Annotated in this window: 19 protein-coding genes; 15 read left to right on the top strand and 4 right to left on the bottom strand. The window is 69.0% G+C overall.

Annotation, left to right across the window (positions count from 1 at the left end; genetic code table 11):
* The first annotated feature begins 133 nt into the window (after positions 1 to 133).
* From Vqi01_RS31040 to Vqi01_RS25110, 3 genes are read left to right on the top strand one after another with little or no spacing between them, the layout of a single operon-like run.
* Complete coding sequence (locus Vqi01_RS31040; RefSeq protein WP_239098651.1) at positions 134 to 1,036, top strand: aspartate/glutamate racemase family protein; 903 nt, start codon at positions 134 to 136, stop codon at positions 1,034 to 1,036.
* Between the two features lie 10 nt (positions 1,037 to 1,046).
* Complete coding sequence (locus Vqi01_RS25115; RefSeq protein WP_239098650.1) at positions 1,047 to 2,204, top strand: acyl-CoA dehydrogenase family protein; 1,158 nt, start codon at positions 1,047 to 1,049, stop codon at positions 2,202 to 2,204.
* A complete protein-coding gene (locus Vqi01_RS25110) occupies positions 2,201 to 2,917 on the top strand; it encodes an enoyl-CoA hydratase/isomerase family protein (RefSeq protein ID WP_204037316.1) in 717 nt (238 codons plus the stop codon). Before Vqi01_RS25115 ends, Vqi01_RS25110 begins: the two co-directional genes overlap by 4 nt.
* A 193-nt stretch (positions 2,918 to 3,110) precedes the next feature.
* On the opposite strand, the gene Vqi01_RS25105 is transcribed toward Vqi01_RS25110, so the two are convergent.
* Genes Vqi01_RS25105 through Vqi01_RS25090 form a run of 4 tightly spaced genes read right to left on the bottom strand, consistent with a single transcriptional unit; the run spans position 3,111 to position 7,585 of the window.
* Entirely contained in the window at positions 3,111 to 4,337 is a 1,227-nt protein-coding gene (locus Vqi01_RS25105; protein WP_204037315.1) for an amidase, read from the bottom strand.
* On the bottom strand, positions 4,334 to 5,509 hold the full coding sequence (locus Vqi01_RS25100) for an MFS transporter (protein WP_275408845.1): 1,176 nt from the start codon (positions 5,507 to 5,509) through the stop codon (positions 4,334 to 4,336). Before Vqi01_RS25100 ends, Vqi01_RS25105 begins: the two co-directional genes overlap by 4 nt.
* A gap of 1 nt (position 5,510) precedes the next feature.
* Positions 5,511 to 6,419 (bottom strand): VOC family protein, encoded by a 909-nt coding sequence (locus tag Vqi01_RS25095; protein WP_204037313.1) that lies wholly within the window; start codon positions 6,417 to 6,419, stop codon positions 5,511 to 5,513.
* Positions 6,419 to 7,585, bottom strand: a complete 1,167-nt coding sequence (locus tag Vqi01_RS25090; RefSeq protein WP_275408844.1) for an acyl-CoA dehydrogenase family protein — start codon at positions 7,583 to 7,585, stop codon at positions 6,419 to 6,421. The genes Vqi01_RS25095 and Vqi01_RS25090 overlap by 1 nt, the downstream gene beginning before the upstream one ends.
* A gap of 224 nt (positions 7,586 to 7,809) precedes the next feature.
* Here Vqi01_RS25090 and Vqi01_RS25085 point away from each other — a divergent pair, with 224 nt between their 5' ends.
* The 12 genes from Vqi01_RS25085 (at position 7,810) to Vqi01_RS25030 (ending at position 18,857) form a co-directional block, all read left to right on the top strand.
* The gene (locus Vqi01_RS25085; protein WP_204037311.1) at positions 7,810 to 9,429 is read left to right on the top strand and encodes an ABC transporter substrate-binding protein; all 1,620 of its coding nucleotides are present in this window, start codon (positions 7,810 to 7,812) and stop codon (positions 9,427 to 9,429) included.
* Between the two features lie 5 nt (positions 9,430 to 9,434).
* Positions 9,435 to 10,499 (top strand): ABC transporter permease, encoded by a 1,065-nt coding sequence (locus Vqi01_RS25080; RefSeq protein ID WP_204037310.1) that lies wholly within the window; start codon positions 9,435 to 9,437, stop codon positions 10,497 to 10,499.
* On the top strand, positions 10,492 to 11,343 hold the full coding sequence (locus Vqi01_RS25075) for an ABC transporter permease (RefSeq protein ID WP_155221823.1): 852 nt from the start codon (positions 10,492 to 10,494) through the stop codon (positions 11,341 to 11,343). Before Vqi01_RS25080 ends, Vqi01_RS25075 begins: the two co-directional genes overlap by 8 nt.
* Positions 11,340 to 12,170: an ABC transporter ATP-binding protein gene (locus tag Vqi01_RS25070; protein ID WP_204037309.1), complete on the top strand. Its 831-nt coding sequence runs from the start codon at positions 11,340 to 11,342 to the stop codon at positions 12,168 to 12,170. Before Vqi01_RS25075 ends, Vqi01_RS25070 begins: the two co-directional genes overlap by 4 nt.
* The gene (locus Vqi01_RS25065; RefSeq protein WP_204037308.1) at positions 12,157 to 13,011 is read left to right on the top strand and encodes an ATP-binding cassette domain-containing protein; all 855 of its coding nucleotides are present in this window, start codon (positions 12,157 to 12,159) and stop codon (positions 13,009 to 13,011) included. Before Vqi01_RS25070 ends, Vqi01_RS25065 begins: the two co-directional genes overlap by 14 nt.
* Entirely contained in the window at positions 13,008 to 13,844 is an 837-nt protein-coding gene (locus tag Vqi01_RS25060; RefSeq protein ID WP_204037307.1) for a cupin domain-containing protein, read from the top strand. The genes Vqi01_RS25065 and Vqi01_RS25060 overlap by 4 nt, the downstream gene beginning before the upstream one ends.
* The gene (locus tag Vqi01_RS25055) at positions 13,841 to 14,641 is read left to right on the top strand and encodes an alpha/beta fold hydrolase (protein ID WP_204037306.1); all 801 of its coding nucleotides are present in this window, start codon (positions 13,841 to 13,843) and stop codon (positions 14,639 to 14,641) included. The genes Vqi01_RS25060 and Vqi01_RS25055 overlap by 4 nt, the downstream gene beginning before the upstream one ends.
* Positions 14,638 to 15,444: an enoyl-CoA hydratase/isomerase family protein gene (locus Vqi01_RS25050; protein ID WP_204037305.1), complete on the top strand. Its 807-nt coding sequence runs from the start codon at positions 14,638 to 14,640 to the stop codon at positions 15,442 to 15,444. Before Vqi01_RS25055 ends, Vqi01_RS25050 begins: the two co-directional genes overlap by 4 nt.
* Positions 15,425 to 15,844 carry a hypothetical protein gene (locus Vqi01_RS25045; protein WP_204037304.1) on the top strand — a complete coding sequence of 140 codons (420 nt, stop codon included), beginning with the start codon at positions 15,425 to 15,427 and terminating at the stop codon, positions 15,842 to 15,844. Before Vqi01_RS25050 ends, Vqi01_RS25045 begins: the two co-directional genes overlap by 20 nt.
* 3 nt (positions 15,845 to 15,847) lie before the next feature.
* Positions 15,848 to 17,410 (top strand): class I adenylate-forming enzyme family protein, encoded by a 1,563-nt coding sequence (locus Vqi01_RS25040; RefSeq protein ID WP_239098649.1) that lies wholly within the window; start codon positions 15,848 to 15,850, stop codon positions 17,408 to 17,410.
* On the top strand, positions 17,407 to 18,156 hold the full coding sequence (locus tag Vqi01_RS25035; protein WP_204037303.1) for a FadR/GntR family transcriptional regulator: 750 nt from the start codon (positions 17,407 to 17,409) through the stop codon (positions 18,154 to 18,156). Before Vqi01_RS25040 ends, Vqi01_RS25035 begins: the two co-directional genes overlap by 4 nt.
* 176 nt (positions 18,157 to 18,332) lie before the next feature.
* Complete coding sequence (locus Vqi01_RS25030) at positions 18,333 to 18,857, top strand: MaoC family dehydratase (RefSeq protein WP_204037302.1); 525 nt, start codon at positions 18,333 to 18,335, stop codon at positions 18,855 to 18,857.
* The last annotated feature ends 4 nt before the right edge of the window (positions 18,858 to 18,861 follow it).

Genomic DNA, 18,861 nt, shown 5'->3' with positions numbered 1-18,861 from the left:
TGCGACACGCTCGTACCCGCGCGCCCCGTACGGATTCGTCAGACCGCTGGTAGCGGGTTAGATAGGCAGCGAAAATTGGCCGTTGGCGGGATCTTGACTGTCCCAGAGCCAATACATCATACTTTTCGCGGAGGTGACCATCCATGGTCGTGACGACCCCCATCCACGTTGCGAAGCGGTCATGCAGTCGGCCATCCGCATTCGCCCCCACAGCGTGAGGGGCGGCCGCATGGCAGATCTGAAGCACCTCGCGATGCTGAATTCTGACGGCAAGGCCCTTCCGCCGCTCAGGGACCCTGCCGGCGTCAAGACGGCCCTGGTGGACTTGAGGGCGCGCGTGCTCGCCCGAACGCCCTACGACCGGTTGCTCACAGAGTTGATCACCCTCGATGCTGCCGAGCGAGCGGTCACGCGCGGCTGTGACGCGCTGTTTATCGACACGTTCGGCGACTACGCCATCGACGCGGTACGGGCAGCCGTTGATGTGCCGGTCGTGGGCGCTGGCGAGGCGTCGCTGGCGGCAGCTTCGGCCTACGGGCGGTTCACGATCGTGACGGTGTGGCCCGAGTCCATGGGATTCATCTACGACGAACGACTGCGCACCTGCCCGGGGGGTGAGAGTTGTGTCCGGGTGAACCACTTCTCGGCGGAGCGGGAACTCGACCGGGTCGGGAGCTCTCAGGGAATCAAGGCACGGATGCTGCGCCACGAGCCCGGTCTCATCGACGATCTCGGGCAGGCGTGCCGGCAGGCTGCGATCGCCGACGAGGCGGCGGCGGTGCTGCTCGGGTGCACCTGCATGTCACCGATCGCCGCTGCGATCCAGGACCGGTGCGATGTTCCCGTCCTGGACCCGTCCGCTCTCGGCCAGCAGGCCGCCTTCAATGCGTTGCTGCAGGGCGGCCCGCCGAGTGCCCGGCCACGTACCGCCCGACGTGGCCAAGCCCACGACCTTGTCGACCTTTGGCTGCGGCACGACACCGCGGCGACCGAATCCGACGCCTGTGACGTCTGCGTCATTGGCGAGTACGCCTGAGAGGATCCCCGTGACCGCCACCGCAGGTATCGAGGAGCTCGACGCCCTCCGCGTCGCCGTGCGCAGGCTGTGCGAGAAGTACGGCCACGACTACTACCTGCGCACCAGCGCGGAATCGGGGAACGCCCGCGAGTTCTGGGAGGAACTCGGCGACCTCGGCGCGTTGGGCGTCGCGATCCCGGAGGAGTACGGCGGCGGAGGGCAAGGAATCGAGGCCCTCGCCGTCGTCGCCGAGGAGATCGCCGCCTGCGGCCTACCTCTCATGCTCATCGCATTGTCGCCAGCGGTGTGCGCGACGATGTTGATCGACTTCGGGTCCGACGAGCAGCGTGCGTCCTGGCTCCCCGGCCTCGCCGACGGCTCCCGCGTGCTCGCGTTCGCCATCACCGAACCCGATGCGGGCTCCAACGCGCACAACATCTCCACGCGCGCCGTTTTCGAGGACGGCGACTGGATCATCACCGGCCAGAAGTACTACGTCTCCCACGTCGACAACGCCGACGCGATGGTCGTCATCGCCAATGCCGCGGGAGGTCCCGACAACCTTCCGCCCGGCCCCAAGGCATTCCTGGCACCCACTGACGCGCCGAACTTGAGCCGCACCCCGATCCCCGTGGAGATCATCTCGCCGGAGCGGCAGTATTCCCTGTTCTTTGATGCGGTCCGGGTGCCCGCGGACGCCATCGTTGGAGGCGAGCACGGCCTGCGCGTGCTCTTCACCGGGCTCAACCCCGAGCGCATCCTCAGCGCCGCCCTGCTCAACGGGATCGCGCGTTACGCGATCGACAAGGCCGCCGACTACGCCAGGACGAGAATCGTCTGGAGCGAGCCGATCGGCACCCACCAGGCCATCGCGCACCCACTGGCGCGAGCGGAGACCCGCCTGGCTGCGGCTCGGCTGCTCACCCTCGAGGCGGCACGGGCCGTGGACCGCGGGGAGACCGGCGGCGTCGCGGCCGCGATGGCGAAGGTGGAGGCGTCCGAGACGGCGTCCTACGCCCTCGACGTAGCCATCCAGACGCACGGTGGCAATGGGATGGCCCGGGAGTACGGCCTGGCCACACTCTCCGGTCTGGTCCGATTGTTCCGGATCGCTCCGGTGAGCACGGAGATGCTGCTCAACCACATCGCCCACCGGGCCCTGCGGCTGCCCCGCTCCTACCGATGAGCGGGCTCGCCGTCACCACCGTTGGCGCCGTGGTCACCGTCCACTTCGACGGCAGCCGCGGCAATGCCTTGGACCACGAGCGGTACGCCGGCTTACGCGCGGCTGCCGAGTTGGTCACGGCCGATCAGGTGCTGGTCCTGCGTGGCGCTGGCCGGCACTTTTGCACCGGCCAGGACCTCCGTCAGCATGAGGCCGCTGTGGCCGAAGGACGGGTCGTCGAGGAGTTGCAGCACGGTGCCTCCGCCGTGTTGGCCGTGCTGCGCTGCCGTGGCCCCGTCGTCGTGGCCGCGCAGGGCGCGTGTGTCGGAGCGGGGGCGCTGCTGGTGGCCTGCGCCGACGTGGCGGTGCTCGCTGAGGACGGCTGGTTGCGGCTACCGGAGCTCGAACTCGGGCTCCCACTCGGCGCGGCGGTGGCCGAACGGCTCCTCCCGCCCCCGTTGGTACGACGGATGATGCTCACCGGCGAACACATGGAAGCGCGCATGCTCGGCTCGTCCGGCGCTGCCCGCGTCGTGCCGCGAGGCGACCTCGACGCAACCGTCACCCAGGTGGTGGACGCGCTCTGCCACCTCGATCCCGGCCCGAGGGCGGTGGCCCGTCGGCTATGGGGAGACGGCGAGCGGGAGCGAGCGGCAAGCGCCTACGAACGCGAGGTGGCGGCGTCGGTGGCGCTGCTGGTCGGCCCCGACTCAGCCGGCCGCAGCCGGGTCTGAGCATCCAGGGCGGTCGCGATCCGGAATCCCAGCGCCGTCTCCTCCTCGTGGTCGATCGGGAGGTCGTGAAGCCGCTGCAGCGCCGACCGTAAGGCTGGATATCCCTTGACTGCTGCCCGGATCTCTTCCTCGGTCGGCTGAAGACCAGCGGCGGCAAGCAGCACCCGTACACACTCGTCGGGGTCCGAAAACCTCATCGCTCGTCCTCCGTCAGGTCGGGCCTCCGCAGGTGGTGGTCAGTAAGGTCCTGGAAGTGTCGTCCCGCGTCCAGGACCAGTTGGTCGGCGTGCGGGCGGCCGACGATCTGCAGGCCGACCGGCATCCCGTCGGCAAGGCCCATGGGCACAGACAGCGCGGGGTTTCCAGTGGCGTTCCAGTATGCCGTCTGTAGCATCGCCACGACCTCGTCGAAGTCGAGCCCGTCGACCAGCGGTGCCGGCCGTGAGGCGGTGGGCGACAACACCAAGTCGATGTCGTCGAAGGTCAGCGCCTCGGCGGCGAGGCCCAACATCGTGACGTCCACGCCCTCGGCGTAGTGCGGCAGCCTGATCTCGGTGACCACCGCTTCGGCCGCCGCGAACACCTCCGCTGCCTCCCGCGTCAGCCGGCATACCTCGGCTGTCGACACCTCCAGCGGGTCCACCGCAAGTGCGATGCGCAGTCCCCGTAACGGCCGCACAGGTTCGGGTGAGTACGCGAAGCCGTGACCGGTCGCGGCCGGGTCCTGCCCATCGGGTCCGGCGATCACTGACAGGAGCAGGGCACAGTCTTCCGCGGTTCGCGCCAACGGTCCCACGTGGTCGTAGGTCCAGCCCAGCGGGAAGACACCGGTTCGGGGAACCACTCCGTACGTCGGCTTGTGCCCGGTGACGCCGCACCAGGCAGCAGGCATCCGTACCGATCCTGCGGTGTCGGTGCCTAGCCCGCCGAGGAAGAAGCCGGCAGCAATGCCCGAGCCGGTACCGGAGCTCGATCCACCGGTCCAGCGGAGCGAATCCCACGGGTTGCGCGGCATGGGGAATGGCTTGTCGGGATCGTTGAAGCCGAGCGCGTATTCCATGGTGCTGGTCTTGCCCGTGACGACGGCACCGGCCGCTCGCAGCCGCGCGACCGTCGGTGCATCGACTTTCGGATCACGTGCGATCAGGCTCTGTGCGGTCGTGGGAGCGCCGTACGTCGCGATGACGTCCTTGATCCCGAGCGGGATGCCGGCCAGCGGGCCAAGCGCTTCACCGCGTTCCCGTCGTGCGTCGACCTGCTCGGCCTCTGCCCAGGCGGCCTGCCCGCTTCGGTACAGGTAAACGCCCAACGACGAATCCCAGCGGTCGGCCGCGGCCTCGACCTCGTCGAGGAGCGCCGTCGCCGTCAGGGCCCCGGACTGAAGGTCGTGGAGCGACTGGGTGATCGTACGGGGTGTCAAGCGAACTTCTCCCTTGCCATGCGGCGAACGCCGGGAAGCACCCAGGCGGCCACGAGCGACGAGAGCACGACAGCCGCGACCAGCACGGCCGTCAGCGGGAACCGAGTCAGTACCGGGCCGGCCGCCAGGGCGGTGCCCGCGAGAGTGGCGAACGCAACGACCAGGTACGCCGAGTAGATCTCTGCTTCTCGACCTGGCGGGGAGATCACGCCGACGAGTGCGGCGCTCCCGAGCAGGCACAGCCCAGCGCCGAGGCCGAGCACCGCCGATCCCAGCATCACGGCGACGGGGGAGAGGCTGGCGACACCGGCCGCCGTGGCGCTCCAACCGAGGAGGGCGAGGACCACGCCGAGTGCCATCGCCGTGGACCGCGACAGCCGTCGGCCGCCGAGCTGGGCCGCTATGACCGCGACCAGCGTCAGCGAGACGAGGCGACCGCTCGCGGCCTCCGACGTCCAACCCATCCGGTGCGCGATCTGCGGGCCGAATGCACCGAACAGGCCAAAACACATGTTGGTGGAGAAGATGGCCACCGCGGCGACGGAGAAGCGACGCAGGAGGAGCCGAGGTACGCGCACGGCCTGCACGACACGTACGGACCCCGCGGCCGTCCGGTCGGTCCGGGAGCGCGCCAGCGGCGCGAGCGGAAGCAACAGCAGGACGGCGATCACCAGGTAGGGGACCAGGAGCGGGCGATCAGACGTACTGGCCAGGCTCCCGGCGACGAATGGCCCGATGGCGACCCCGAGCGACACGCACAATGTGTTGACGAAGGAGCCCCGGTCCGGGCCGTCGGGATGGGACTCCATCAGAGCGGCCGCCGCCGAGCTGACCAGCAGTCCGGCGCCGGCGCCCTGGACGATGCGGCCACCGACCAGGGCGACCAGGTCGGTGGCGAACCCCAGGATGAGCATGGCGGCCAGCAGAACCGTCAGTCCGAGCAGAAGCGTGTTGCGGCGCCCGAATCGGTCCGACAGGCCGCCGAGGCCGATGAGCACCAGCACCACCCCGATGGGATAGCCGGCGAACACCAGGCTCACATGGCCGTCTCCGATGCCCCACTCCGCTTGGTACCTCGGGTAGAGCGGGGTTGGCGTGAAGCTAGCCATCATCGCGATGACCAGCAAGACGCAGGCTGCCCACAACAGGGGAACCCGCCCCGCCGACGCCACGTCAGACAGGCTCGAAGAAGTCGAACGCGGCGCCGTAGGACGAGGCGAGGCCCAGGTGGCGTACGCCGTCGACGGTGACCGGACCGATGGTCTCACCGTGATCGCCGTTCTTCACCAGGGTGTGCAGTGCGTCGAGGTCGGGCACAGCGCACGTGGCGACGACCCTCCGCACCAGGTCGGTGCGGGGTTCGCCGTCCGGTAGTACCTCAGCGAACTCGAGGCGCGCGTTGCGCGAGCCCGGGCCGCGGAAGAGCGCCGCGACGAACCCCTCCCCGGGTGCCATACCGAGCATCTGTTCGACGGCCGGCCCGTCGAACCTGCCGGTGAAGTACTGCCGTGCGCCGAGCACGTCGCGGGCGAATGCCGTGGCCTCCTCGAACCGGTCGGTCATGAAGACCACAGCGACGACCTCGCTGGTGTCCTCCTGTCGGTCCTGGTCGATGACGCACCTGGTGCCGCGCGGGCGATACTGCACGACCGCGTGCAGTAGCCCGGAGAGGGGTTGATCGAGCATCCGCTCCCGTACCGGGATGTCGGTTCCTGGGAGGTTGTAGTACACCGCGGGTGTCCGGAACTCCCAGCCTCCTTCCTCGATCCGCTGTTCCACGGCGTCTGCATCCCGCAGGTAGAAGTCGAGCGCGTAGGGCCCGACCCGGTTCGGGCGCCGGGCCGGCGACGCAGGGGGCAGCCCGGGTACCTCGACGAGCCGGATCCAGCCCCCCGCGCTGCGCGGCTTGCCGAGCATCACGGATCGTGTCGGAGGGGCCGGGAGTTGCCACAGTTGCTGCCAGGCGGGATCGGGGTCGTCGTCCACTGCGACTTCGGTGAACCCGAAAAGCTCGACGTAGAGCCGGCGCAGCGGCTCGACGTCGGCGGCCGGCAGCACCACGTGGTCGATTCCGTCGAACATCAGTAGCTCCTCGGCAGGCCCAGCGACTCGCCCAGCAGGTTGCGAACCATCTCGTTGCTGATCGGGCTGAACAGTTGCAGCCGAGCATCGCGGAAGTACATCTGCATGGCTGACTCGTCAGCGAGGCCCATCGCGCCCATCGCGCGCATCCCTCGGTCGACGATGCGTGCCGCCGTCTCCGCCGCGAACAGCTTGGCCATGGCGGAGTACGCCAGTGCCTCCTGTCCGGCTTCGATCATCGCTACGGTGGAGTTGATCAGCGCGCGGGCCGCCGAGAGTTCGGCGATGCTGTCGGCCGCGGGATGTTGGATTGCCTGGAAGGCCCCAATCGGTGTGCCGAACGCCTCCCGCTCCCGTGCGTAGGCGATGTGCAGGTCCAGCGCCCCCCGCGCGAGGCCGAGGCTGATCGCCGCGGCCATCACCCGCTCCACGTCGAGCGCCTTGGACAGCACCTGCATGCCACGGCCTCGTGCGCCGACGAGGTTCGCCAGGGGCGCAACGGCGTCGTCGAGGAAGACCTCGTATGTCATCGCTGCGCGCATGCCCGCGAGGTGGACGCGTCGCACGGCGACGCCGGGCTGGTCGGTCGGTACGGCGATGAGGCTCAGGCCGCGGGACCGTCGTCCCTTTTCGGCAGGGTCCGTTCGGCAGAGCACGAACACCTGATCGGCTTCGCCGGCCAGCGAGATCCACGTCTTCTGGCCGCTCACCCGCCACTCGCCGTCGACCTCGGTGGCCCAGGCGCGCAGGGCGAGTAGGTCGGTGCCACCGCCGGGCTCGCTGAGTCCGTACGAGCAGATCATGCGCCCGGCGGCCACCTCCGGGAGCCAGTCCGCGACCGGTCCGCAGTCCGGCTCCGCGAGCATCCGCATGGCCATGCCGCTGAGCACGTAGTCCACAGCGAGGCTGGGTAGCACCCGGGCCAGTTCCTCGGTCACCGTGACGGCGTCGCCGACGGTGCCGCCGCTGCCGCCGACCCGCTCCTCGGCGCCGATTCCGAGCAGGCCTGCCTCGCCGAGCCGGAGCCACAGCGAGCGGTCGAAGCTGCCCTCCCGGTCCGTAATCAGCGCCTGCTCCGTCGGCAGGTGCCTGCCGAGGAGCCCAGCGGTCATCTCGCGTAGCTCTCGCCGAGTGTCGGGCTCATTGATCGGACCCGTGCCGAGCATCTGCATCGCACCTGTCGCACAAACGTCTGTGGATTGAAGCCCCGCCCCTGCGCCAGAGGTCGGCAACGGGTGGCGGCGCGCTGTTCGGACAGGCTAGCCGCCGGTCAGGAGCCAGGCCAGGGCAAGACTTGCCGCTTCGGCTCTTGCGGGTGTGAGGGCCATCACCTACCGTCGTCTGACGTATTGACCTGGCCGTCAGGTCGGTGGACATGGCAGGAGACGAGATGCGTTCGCGAACTACGCGCCGGGTCGCGGCGGTGACCGCAGCATCCGCGCTAGCGCTGGGATTTGCAGGCTGCGGTGGCGGTGGAGGAGCCAGCGGCAAGGGCTCGGCGTCGTCGGCGGCCCTGCGGATCGCCTGGGCGTCCACGCCCACCCAGCTGGACCCCAATGAGTTCACCGGGCTCACCTGGGTCTACGGACTGGACGGGTTCATGGAGACGCTGCTGGACTACGACACCAGCAAGGCCGCGGACGGCAAGGTCCTCGGGGTGGACGCCCTGAAGCCCGCGCTCGCGGAGTCCTTCGAAGCCAACGAGGACAAGACGCAGTACACCTTCAAGCTGCGGCAGGGCGTCAAGAGCGAGTGGGGCAACGAGCTCGACGCGGACGACGTCATCTGGTCGTTCGAGCGGATGTTCACCAACCCGCGCTCGCTCCAGGCCGGCGTGCTGCTCCCGACGGCGAACGTCGACAAGCAGGAGCCGTGGACCAAGGTCGACCAGTACACGGTCCGCTACAACCTCACCGACCCGTCGGCGGTGAGCCTGTCGGTCCTGGCGTACCCGATCCTCGGGATCGTCGACTCCGACGAGGCGAAGAAGCACGCCACCAAGGACGACCCCTGGGCCGCCGAGTGGCTGAAGACGAACAGCGCCAGCTTCGGCGCCTACAAGCTGAAGTCCCTCGACCCGGGCCGTGAGCTGCGCCTGGAGTACAACTCGAACTACTGGGGGCCGAGGCCGGCGTTCGAGGAGATCGTGATCAAGGCGGTCCCCGACGCGTCGTCCCGCGCCCAGCTGCTGATCTCCGGTGACGTGGACATGATCTCCGAGCCGCCGATCGACCAGCTCAAGAAGATCGACGAGAGCGCCAACGCAGCCGTGTCGCGCCAGCCCGACTCCAACCGGCACAACCTGTCGGTGAACGTGAAGGACCCGGCCTTGGGCAAGCCCAAGGTGCGGCAGGCGATCAGCCACGCGATCAACCGCGAGGCCATCGTCAACTCCATCTACCAGGGTTACGCGCAGTCCGCGCTGAGCCCGCAGGCGAGCGCGCTGCTCGCCGACCAGCCGAAGACGGGCAGCTACGACCCCGACCGGGCCAAGCAACTGCTGGCCGAGGCCGGGCACCCCAACGGCTTCGACATGACCGTAGCGTTCAACACCGCGCGTCCGGGCCCGTTCGCGGAGAACCTTGGTCGGCTGATCCAGTCCGACCTCCAGAAGGTCGGGATCAACGTCAACCTCAAGGCGATCCCGTCGGCCGCGGACTTCGAGGCCGCGGTGTCGAAGCAGGAGTACCAGGCCTACCTGTACAGCGAGCGCCCCTCGCAGCCGGACCCGGGCTTCTCGCTGTTCCTGTACCTCTACAGCGAGTCGGCGCTGAACAAGAGCGGCTACAACAACCCGGAGTTCGACCGGCTGGTCACCACCGTGCTCAAGCAGCCGTCCGGGCCGCAGCGCGAGCAGGTCGTCAACCAGGCCATCGAGTTCCTGGTCGGGGAGGAGCCGATCATCTCGCTGGTCGAGGTGCCGGACCTGGTCGGTGTCGCGGAAAACGTCAAGGGCTACGTCGCGCTGCCGACCGGTGGCGTGAAGTTCGACGAGCTGAAGCGGAGCTGAATTCCATGACCCTGAGCGCCATGCCCGGTTTGCCGGTCCGGAAGGCCCGCAAGGCCCGCGGACCCGTCAGGCTGGTCCTGGAGCGCCTCGGGTTCCTCATCGCCGCGATGTTCGGGGTGGTGACGCTGTCCTTCCTGCTGGTCAGCGTCACCCCCGGCGATCCGGCGAGGTTGATCGCCGGGCCGATGGCCAGCAACTCACAGGTCGAGGCCATCTCGCAGGAGCTGGGGCTCGACAAGCCGATCCTGGAGCGGTACGTCGACTACATGGGCGGATTGCTCCGGGGTGACCTCGGCCAGTCCTACTACTCCAAGCGTCCCGTGACCACCGAGATTTTCGAGAAGTTGCCGGCGACGCTGGAGCTGATCATCCTGGCGGTCCTTTTCGCGGCGGTGGTCGGCATCGCCTTCGGCGCGATCGCCGCCTACTTCCGGGGCCGGGCGCCCGACTGGATCAGCCGGCTGTTCACCGGGGTCTTCCAGGCGATCCCCGACTTCTTCCTCGGACTGCTGCTGATCTATGTCGTGTTCTTCCTGCTCGGCTGGGCGCCGGCGCCCGCGGGGCAGATCGGGTTCACGGAGAGCACACCACCCAAGGTCACCGGGTTCATCCCGATCGACGCCCTGATCGCCGGTGACCCGGCGCTGGCCGGCTCCGCCCTCCAGCACCTGGCGCTGCCCGTGCTCACCCTGGGGCTGGTCTACGCGGCGTACTTCGCCAAGACCGCGCGGGCGACCCTGGGGCGGGCCCTCCACTCCCAGCAGGTCTTCTTCGCCCGGGCCATGGGCCTGCCGGAGCGGACCGTGCTGCGGTACGCGCTCGTCGAGTCCCGCACCACGATCGTGACCTACGCCGGCGTGATCTTCGCGTCGCTGCTCGGCGGCGAGGCGATCGTCGAACGGGTCTTCGCCTGGGACGGCCTGGGGGCCTGGGCGCTGCAGGGCATCCTGCGGCTCGACGTCCCCGTGGTCCAAGGGATGGTGCTCATCGCCGGCGCCATCACGCTCATCACGTACACGCTGCTCGACATCGTCGTCGGGCTCCTCGACCCCAGGATCAAGCATGCATGATGACGTCTTTGCACCACGGCGGGGCGTCCAGATGCGCCGGATGCTCCGGCAGCACCCGGGAGCGGCGCTCGGCGTGCTGTTCATCCTGGTCCTGCTGCTGGCCAGCCTCTTCGCGCCCCTGCCGTACGACCCGATGGGCATCGACGGCGGGGCCACCCTGCGGTCGCCCGGCGGCGAGCACTGGTTCGGCACCGACGGCGCCGGCGGCGACATCTTCTCCCGCGTCATCTACGCGGCGCGGGTGGACCTGTCGCTCGCCTTGGCCGGCACGGTGCTGTCGCTGGTCGTGGGCGTCCTGCTCGGGCTGGCCGCCAGCAGCAAGGGCAAGGGCAGCGAGCGGTTGGTCCGGGGGCTGGACGCCTTCCAGGCCTTCCCGCTGCTGATCCTCGCGCTCGCCCTGGTCTCCCTGTCGGGCAACAAGCTCTACATGGTCGTCGTGGCGATCGCGCTGATCAACGTGCCCCGGTTCATGCGGCTGCTGCGTAGCGAGGTGCTCTCGCTGCGCGAGTCGCGGTTCATCGAGGCCGCGACCGCCACGGGCGCCTCGCCCCGGCGGATCATCTTCCGGCACCTGCTCCCGAACGTCTGGGGCATCGTGCTGGTGCAGACCTCGCTGACCGTTGCCAACGCCATCGTGGTGATCGCCTCGCTGTCGTTCCTGGGCATCGGCGTGAGCCCGCCGACCCCCTCGTGGGGCTCGATGATCCGCGACGGCGCCGGGAACATGAGTTCGGGCGAGTGGTGGATCGCCGGGTTCGCCGGCCTGGCCGTCGTGCTCTGTGTCCTGGCCTTCAACCAGCTCGCCGACGCGATCGGCGACCGCACCGCAAGGACCTACCGATGAACGCGCAGTCCGAAGAGCTGGCGCTGGAGGTGCGCAACCTCGCCGTCAGCATCAAGACTCCTCACGGCGTGGTCCACCCGGTCAAGGGCGTCGACCTCACCGTGCACAAGGGAGAGATCGTCGGCATCGTCGGCGAGTCCGGGTGCGGCAAGTCGACCACGATCAAGGGGCTGCTCCGGCTGCTTCCGGCCAACAGCACCGTCACCGCCGACAAGGCGCAGCTCGCCGGTTACGGCGACCTGCTCGCCACGCCGGTGCGGCGGATGCGCGAGGTGCGCGGGGCCAAGATTGGCTTCGTCGCGCAGAACCCCTTCGGGTCCCTCAACCCGATCTACAAGATCGAGCGGCAGTTCTACGAGCTACAGAAGGCCCACAAGACCAGAGTCTCCCGCAAGGAGTCGCGGGAGATCGCGCTGCGGATGCTGGACGGGGTCGGCATCGTCAACCCGGCTCGGGTGCTCGACGGCTACGCCCACCAGCTCTCCGGCGGCATGGCCCAGCGGGTCGTGATCGCCCTGGCGACCACCCTGTCGCCGCAGCTGTTGATCGCCGACGAGCCGACGACCGGGCTCGACGCCACGGTGCAGGCACAGATCCTCGACCTGATCTCGGGGCTGGTCCGCCAGGAGGGACGGTCGATGGTGCTGGTCACCCACGACCTGGGCGTCATCGCCCAGTACTGCCAGCGGGTGGTCGTGATGTACGACGGCCAGGTGGTCGAGCACGGTTCCGTCATGGACGTGATGGTCGAGCCGCAGCACCCGTACACGCAGCGCCTGATCGCCTCCGTGCCGAAGCCAGGGGAGAAGCTTGATGTCTCTCGTTGAGATCGAAGATGTGCACAAGGTCTTCCCCGCACGCCAGCGCGGAGGCGAGCCGGTCCACGCCCTCAAGGGGGTCTCCCTCCACGTCAATGAGGGCGAGACGCTGGCGGTGATCGGCGAGAGCGGCTCCGGCAAGTCGACGCTGGGCCGGGTCGCCCTGCGGCTGATCGACGTCGACTCGGGCGCGGTCCGCATCGACGGCAAGGACCTCGGGACGATGGACGCCAACACGCTGCGCCGGCAGCGCGCGGACATGCAGCTCGTGTTCCAGGAGCCGTTCGAGTCGCTGAACCCGCGGATGGCGATCGGGGCGATCGTCGCCGAGCCGCTGCAGATCCACCAGCCGCAGCTCGGTACGACGGAGATCCGCCGGCAGGTGCTGAGCACCCTCGAACACGTCGGTCTGCCGCAGTCGTTCGCCGACCGGCTTCCCGGTGAGCTCTCCGGCGGCCAGCAGCAGCGGGTGGGCATCGCCCGGGCGATCATCAGTCGGCCGCGGTTCGTCGTGCTCGACGAGCCGACGTCGTCGCTGGACCTGTCGATCCGCGCCCAGATCCTCGCCCTCCTCGCGGAGTTGCAGCGCGAGTACTCGATGGCGTACCTGTTCGTCTCGCACGACATGCACACGGTCGAGTGGGTGAGCGACCGCATCGCGGTGATGTACCTGGGCGAGATCGTCGAGACGAAGCCGACCCGGGAGCTGTTCGACGCGCCGGAGCACCCGTACACGCAGACGCTGCTCTCCGCCCGGCTGTCGCCCGACCCCCGGGAACCCCACGCCTACAAGGCGTTCGCCGGCCATAGAACCGTGCGCGACGCCGTCGAGAACCAGGAGCCCGCATGAGTGCCAGTGCCAGTGTCGTGGACGGGTCGAGCCTGCCGTGGGTCAACGGGCGGTCCGTCTGGGAGAGCATGGAGCCGGCGTTCCGGGAGAACATCGGGAGCAGCCAGGAGGCCGCGCTCGACCTGTTGTCCCGCTATCACATGCGCAACCTGTGGCTCGATCCGGAGACCTCGCGCCGCATCGACCACATCCGCACCGACGCCGGCTACCGCGACCTGAGCGAGGCATACCACGACAGCGTGGAGGAGGCCTACTTTGTCGGCGGCGAGGTGGACCTCACCGCCGAGGGGCGGTTCGTGGCCGGTGACTACTTCTGGCGGCCGCCCGGCTGGGTGCACTCGGCCGCTTCCCGGGTCGGTTTCGAAGCCATCCTGATGATGGAGGGCGAGGACGCCGACGAGGGCAGCGACCGGGTCTCCCGGGTGGTGCGCCCGGACGAGGAGGCCGGGCGGCAGGCCCGGGCGCGCGACGTCGGGACGATCGGCCCCCGCGGCTACGTCCGGCGCGCCGAGACGCGGTTCATGGTCTGGCGCCCGCACGACGATTCGGTCACCCGACTCGGCGGACCTGGCCCGCTCCGGTCCAAGGTGCTCAGCGAGAATGTGGAGACCCGGTCGACCTCGGTGCTCGTGCGCCCCTCGGCCGACTGGGTCGCCCGGCCGGAGTCGGTGGATCGGGAGCGGTTCATCATCAACGTCTCGGGCGCCATCGTCGTCGACGGCCGGACTCTGGCGCAGCCCAGCCTGGTGCGCATCCCCGCCGGCGCCGTCGGACCACAGATAGCCGTCGCGAGCGAGACCGAACTGCTGGTGAAGGTGGGAGGCCCGCGATGAGGGTGCGTGGCGGCTACGTCGAGTCCGACTGGGGACAGGTGCACTACCTCACCGCCGGCACGAGCGGACCCTGGGTGGCGCTGTTCCACGAGTCCCCGCTGTCCAGCCGCGTTTATCAGCAGGTGCTGCCGATCCTGGGAGGGCACGCACGGGTGGTCGCCTTCGACACCCCGGGGTACGGCGCCTCGGACCCGCCCCCGCGTAACGGGTTCGAGATTCCCGAGTACGCCGCGGTGCTGGCCCGGGCGGCGTCCGCGCTGGGCATGGCGGATGTCGTCTTCGGCGGCGTGCACACCGGCGCCTCGCTGGCCATCGAGGCCGCCCACGTGTTCGACCGCGGGGCCCGGGCGGTGGTGCTCTCCGGTGTCGCCCTGTTCACGCCCGAGGAGCGCGCGGACTTCCTGGCCAACTGGACGCCCCAGGCGCCGTACGACGTCGAGGGACGCCAGTTCGCGTGGGCGGTCGAGCGGTACCGCCGAATCTGGCCGAAGCTGACCACGGACATGTTGCAGCTCGCCGTCACCGAGCTGATGCGTGTCGTCGACCGCTACGACTGGGGGTACCAGGCGGCGTTCCGCCACGACCCGGGCCTGCCGTTGGCCGCCCTCGACATCCCGGTGTTGCTGCTCGACGCCGAGTTCGACCTGCTGGCCGACAAGGACCCGGTCGCCCTGGAACTGGCGAAGCAGGCGCGCCTGGTGACGCTGCCGGGGCTGCCCGGCCAACCCCACCTGCGGGCGCCGGCGCAGTACGCCCACCAGATCGCCGAGTTTCTCCGGGATGTGGCGGCGCGATGACCGCGGTGCGCGTACGCACGGAGAACCAGGTGATGTATCTCCTGCTCGATGGCGGGGCCACGATGAACAGCCTGACCCCGTCGACCCTGAACGACTTCGAGCGGGCGCTGGACGCGGCGGAGGCGGACGAGGACCTGCGGGCGGTGGTGGTCACCGGCGCTGGCGAGAAGGCGTTCAGCGTTGGCATGGACATCACTTTTCTGGAGTCCTGCTTCGCCGACCTGCACGGGGTGTTCCTGCCGTTCCTCGACCGGCTGCACGCCCTGCTGCGCCGGATCGAGCTGCTTCCGGTGCCGGTGATCGCGCGGGTGAACGGTCTGGCCCGCGCCGGCGGCTTCGAGCTGCTGCTCGCCTGCGACCTTGTGGTCGCCGCGGAGAACGCGCGCGTGGGCGACATCCACCTTCAGTTCGGCGTCCCACCGGGGGCGGGCGCCAGTCAGCGGGCGGCGCGCAAGCTCGGCGACCAAAAGGCCAAGGCGCTCCTGCTGACCTCGTTGTGGCTGGACGGTCCCACCATGGTCGAGTGGGGACTGGCGTTCTCGGCTGTTCCCAGCGAACGGCTGGACGACGAGGTCGAGCGCCTGGTGGCCGCGGTGCGGGGGCGGTCGCGCCCGGCCATTGCGGTGACCAAGCTGGCGGTCGGGGCGGCGCAGAACCTAACCCTCGAGGAGGGGCTGCGCTACGAGCGTGAGCTCTTCGAGAAGATGCAGGTCAGCGCGGCGGACGCCGACGAGGGTTTTCGCGCGTACGTCGAGCGGCGCGATCCGCACTGGGGGGGTGCCGATGTCCGGCAGCTACGTTGAGACCCCGGCCGTCGAGGTCACCGACGAGCTGATCAGGACGATCGTGTCGAGCGGCGGATACACGCATCCGCTGTTCAACCCGACGCCCGGGCAGCGCGCCGAGGGCGTTGACGCGCCGCTGCCGGGCCAGGGCGTGCTGCTGCTGGCCGGCGGCCTCGTCGAGCAGTCGGGGATTCTCGACCGAGCCATCGCCCTGCTCGAGCTGCGGTCGGTGGTGTTCCACTCGATGGTGCGTGCCGGTGCGTGGCTTCGCGTTCGGCTCACCCCCGGGCCGGTGCGGCACACCCACAGCGGCAAGGCGATCCAGGAGTTCGCCTGGCAGGTCGTCGACGGAGCGGGGGCGGCGGTGGCCGAGGCGACGGCGGTGATGTTGATGGCTGACCCGGTGAAGGAACGGTAACTGGTGGGCACCGAACTGAACATGGCAAACGGCGTCCGGGAGTTCGCCCGGTCCGCTCCGAACCGCGTCGCCGTCGTGGACGGCGACCGTAGCCTCACATTCGCGGGGCTGCACGAGCGATCCAGCCGGCTGGCCGCCGGCCTGCTCGCCTCGGGCCTGCGCCCGGGCGACGCCGTCGCCGTGCTGTCGGCGAATCGCATGGAGTATTTCGAGGTCGCCACGGGGCTGGCCAAGGCCGGCCTACCGATGGTGCCGTTGAACTCGAAGAACGCCGCCGCGGACAACGAGTACATCGTCGGGCACTCGGGAGCGCGGGTCCTGATCATGGACTCCGCGCTGCACGGCAACACCGAGTCGATCGTGGATGGACTGGACCTCGTGCTCAGCTTCGACGGCCAGGTCGGGCGCGACTACGAGGCGTTCCTCGATCGGGCTGCCGCCCGTGACCCGCGGGTGGCCGTGGGCGAGCGGGACACCTTTTGCATCACCTACACGTCCGGCACGACGGGCGTGCCCAAGGGGGTCGTGCTGACCCACCGTGGGCGGGTGCTGACGGCGTACGGCGCCGCGATCGAGTACGGGCTGGGACCCTCGCAGGTGACCATGGCCGTGGCGCCCCTGTACCACGGCGCAGGCTTCTCGTTCGGCTACGCCGGCCCGCAGTTGGGTGGAGAGACGTGGGTGCTGCGCAAGTGGGACCCGGAGGAGTTCCTGCGTATGCTCGAACGGTCCCGCACCAGCGCGGTGTTCCTGGTACCCACGCACGCTCAGCAGATCCGGCGGCTCGTCGCGGAGCCCGCCGGAGCCTACGATCTGTCCGCCCTGCGGACCCTCTACTTCAACGCGGCCGCGCTGCCGGTCGAGCTGAAGGAGTGGGTGCACGAAGCCTTCCCTGGGGTCGGGGTCCACGAACTGTACGGTTCGACGGAGTGCTCGATCGTGACGAACCTCAGGCCGGAGGACTCGATGCGCAAGGCTGGCAGCGTGGGGCATCCGTGGTTTATGAACGACGTGCGGTTGCTCGATGACGAGGGCCGAGAGGTCCCGCCCGGCGTGCCCGGTGAGCTGTTCGCGCGCTCGCCGATGCTCATGGCCGGCTACCTTGGCGACGAGGCCGCCACCCGGCAGGCGACCACCACGGACGGCTTCGTCACGGTGGGTGACATCGCGGTGCGTGACGACGAGGGCTTCATCTCCATTGTGGACCGCAAGAAGGATATGATCATCGCCGGCGGCGTGAATATCTTCCCGCGGGAGATCGAAGAGGTGGTCGTCCGGCACCACGACGTCAACGAGGTCGCCGTCATCGGCGTGCCGGACGAGACGTACGGCGAGCGGATCGCGGCGTTCGTGGTGCCCGCCGGGGGCTGCGAGGTGGACCTCGACTCCCTGGAGACGCACGTGCGGGCCAGCGTGGCGCGATACAAGGTTCCGCGCGAGTGGCATGTAATCGACAACCTCCCCCGCAACGCGGGCGGCAAGATTCTCAAGCGGCAGCTACGCGACGAGTACCTCGCCCGCGCCGGAACACGGGCGTCAACGGCGAAGGAGAAGGGTCAGCCATGACCGGTAATCCCCTGAAAGAGATCCAGGGTGCCCGGGGCGGCTCCGGCAACCTGCCGGTGAGCAGGGTGCGGACCGCCTACCAGCAGGTGGCCGACCAGCTGCGGGAGCTGATCCTCACGGGCTCCCTCTCCGCAGGGGACCGATTGCCGTCCGAGGCGGAGCTCGCCGCGACGTTCGGCGTCAGCCGGAGCACCGTGCGGGAGGCACTGCGGGTCCTGGCCTCGCGGGACCTCATCCGCACGACGCGGGGCACCACCGGCGGGACCTTCGTGAGCACGGTGAACTTCGAGCAGGTCAGCGACTATCTCGAAACCAGCATCGGGCTGATGTCCGGCAGCGCCTCGGTCACCGTCGGCGAGATGCTCGAGGCGCGCGAGGTGCTGGAGGTGCCCGCGGCGCGGCTGGCCGCGCTGCGCCGCGGGGACGACCATCTCAAGGCGCTGCGCGAGGCGATCGAGCGGGAGATGCTTACCCGAGGCCGCGGGGGCCGGTTCCGCGAGCACCGCAACTTCCACGCCATCATCGTCGAAGCCGCGGGCAACCGTCTGTTGAGCATGATGACCGAGCCAGTCTTCCGAGTGCTCCAAGCGAAGTTCCTCTCGCCGAGCGTCCCCGACGAGTTCTGGGCCGGCGTGGACCACGAGCACGAGGTGATCCTCGCCGCGATCGAGAACGGTGACGGTGAGGCGGCGGCGGCCGAGATGCTGAAGCACCTGATTGCCCTGCGCGAAGCGTACAGCGATTAGGCCTGCCGAAACGTCTGACATATAGCAACGAGAGCTCCTGTGCGGGTTGTTCAGCGGGGCGCTCATCGCTGCTCTCACCTGCTTAGATGGGCCGCGTGGGACACTTTTCCAATGTTGACATTCAAACGTCTGAGGTTTAACCTCGGCCTACGGGATGATCGCTTGAGAGGCGCGGTATGACAGTCAAGCCGGGGTGGACGGGTCGCTTCTACGAGGACTTTGAGTTGGGTGACGTCTACAAGCACCCGCTGGGCCGCACAGTCACCGAGAATGACAACATCTGGTTCTCGCTGTTGACCATGAACACCAACCAGATGCACTTCAACTCCGTCTACGCTTCGCAGTCGGAGTTCAAGAAACCACTGGTGGTCTCCACGCTGACCGTGGCGATTGCGGTCGGCCAGAGCGTCACGGACATCACCCAGAACGCCTTCGCCAACCTCGGCTGGGACGAGATCCGGATGACCCACCCGGTCTTCGCCGGCGACACGTTGTTCAGCGAGTCGCTCGTGCTGGAAAAGCGGGAGTCGGGCAGCCGCCCGCACGCCGGCATCGTCACCGTTCGCACCCGCACGCTGAACCAGCACGGCGACGAGGTCTGCTCGTTCAAGCGGACGTTCTACGTCTACAAGCGGGGGGCCGAGCAGATCGAAGGAATCTTCCCCGAGGGCAAGGCACCGCTGACGCTGGACCAGGAGTGAGTCG

The organism is Micromonospora qiuiae, assembly GCF_016863555.1.
GTDB lineage: Bacteria > Actinomycetota > Actinomycetes > Mycobacteriales > Micromonosporaceae > Micromonospora > Micromonospora qiuiae.
Note: the sequence above shows the minus strand (reverse complement) of the source record. Positions and strands in the feature narration are given on the sequence as shown.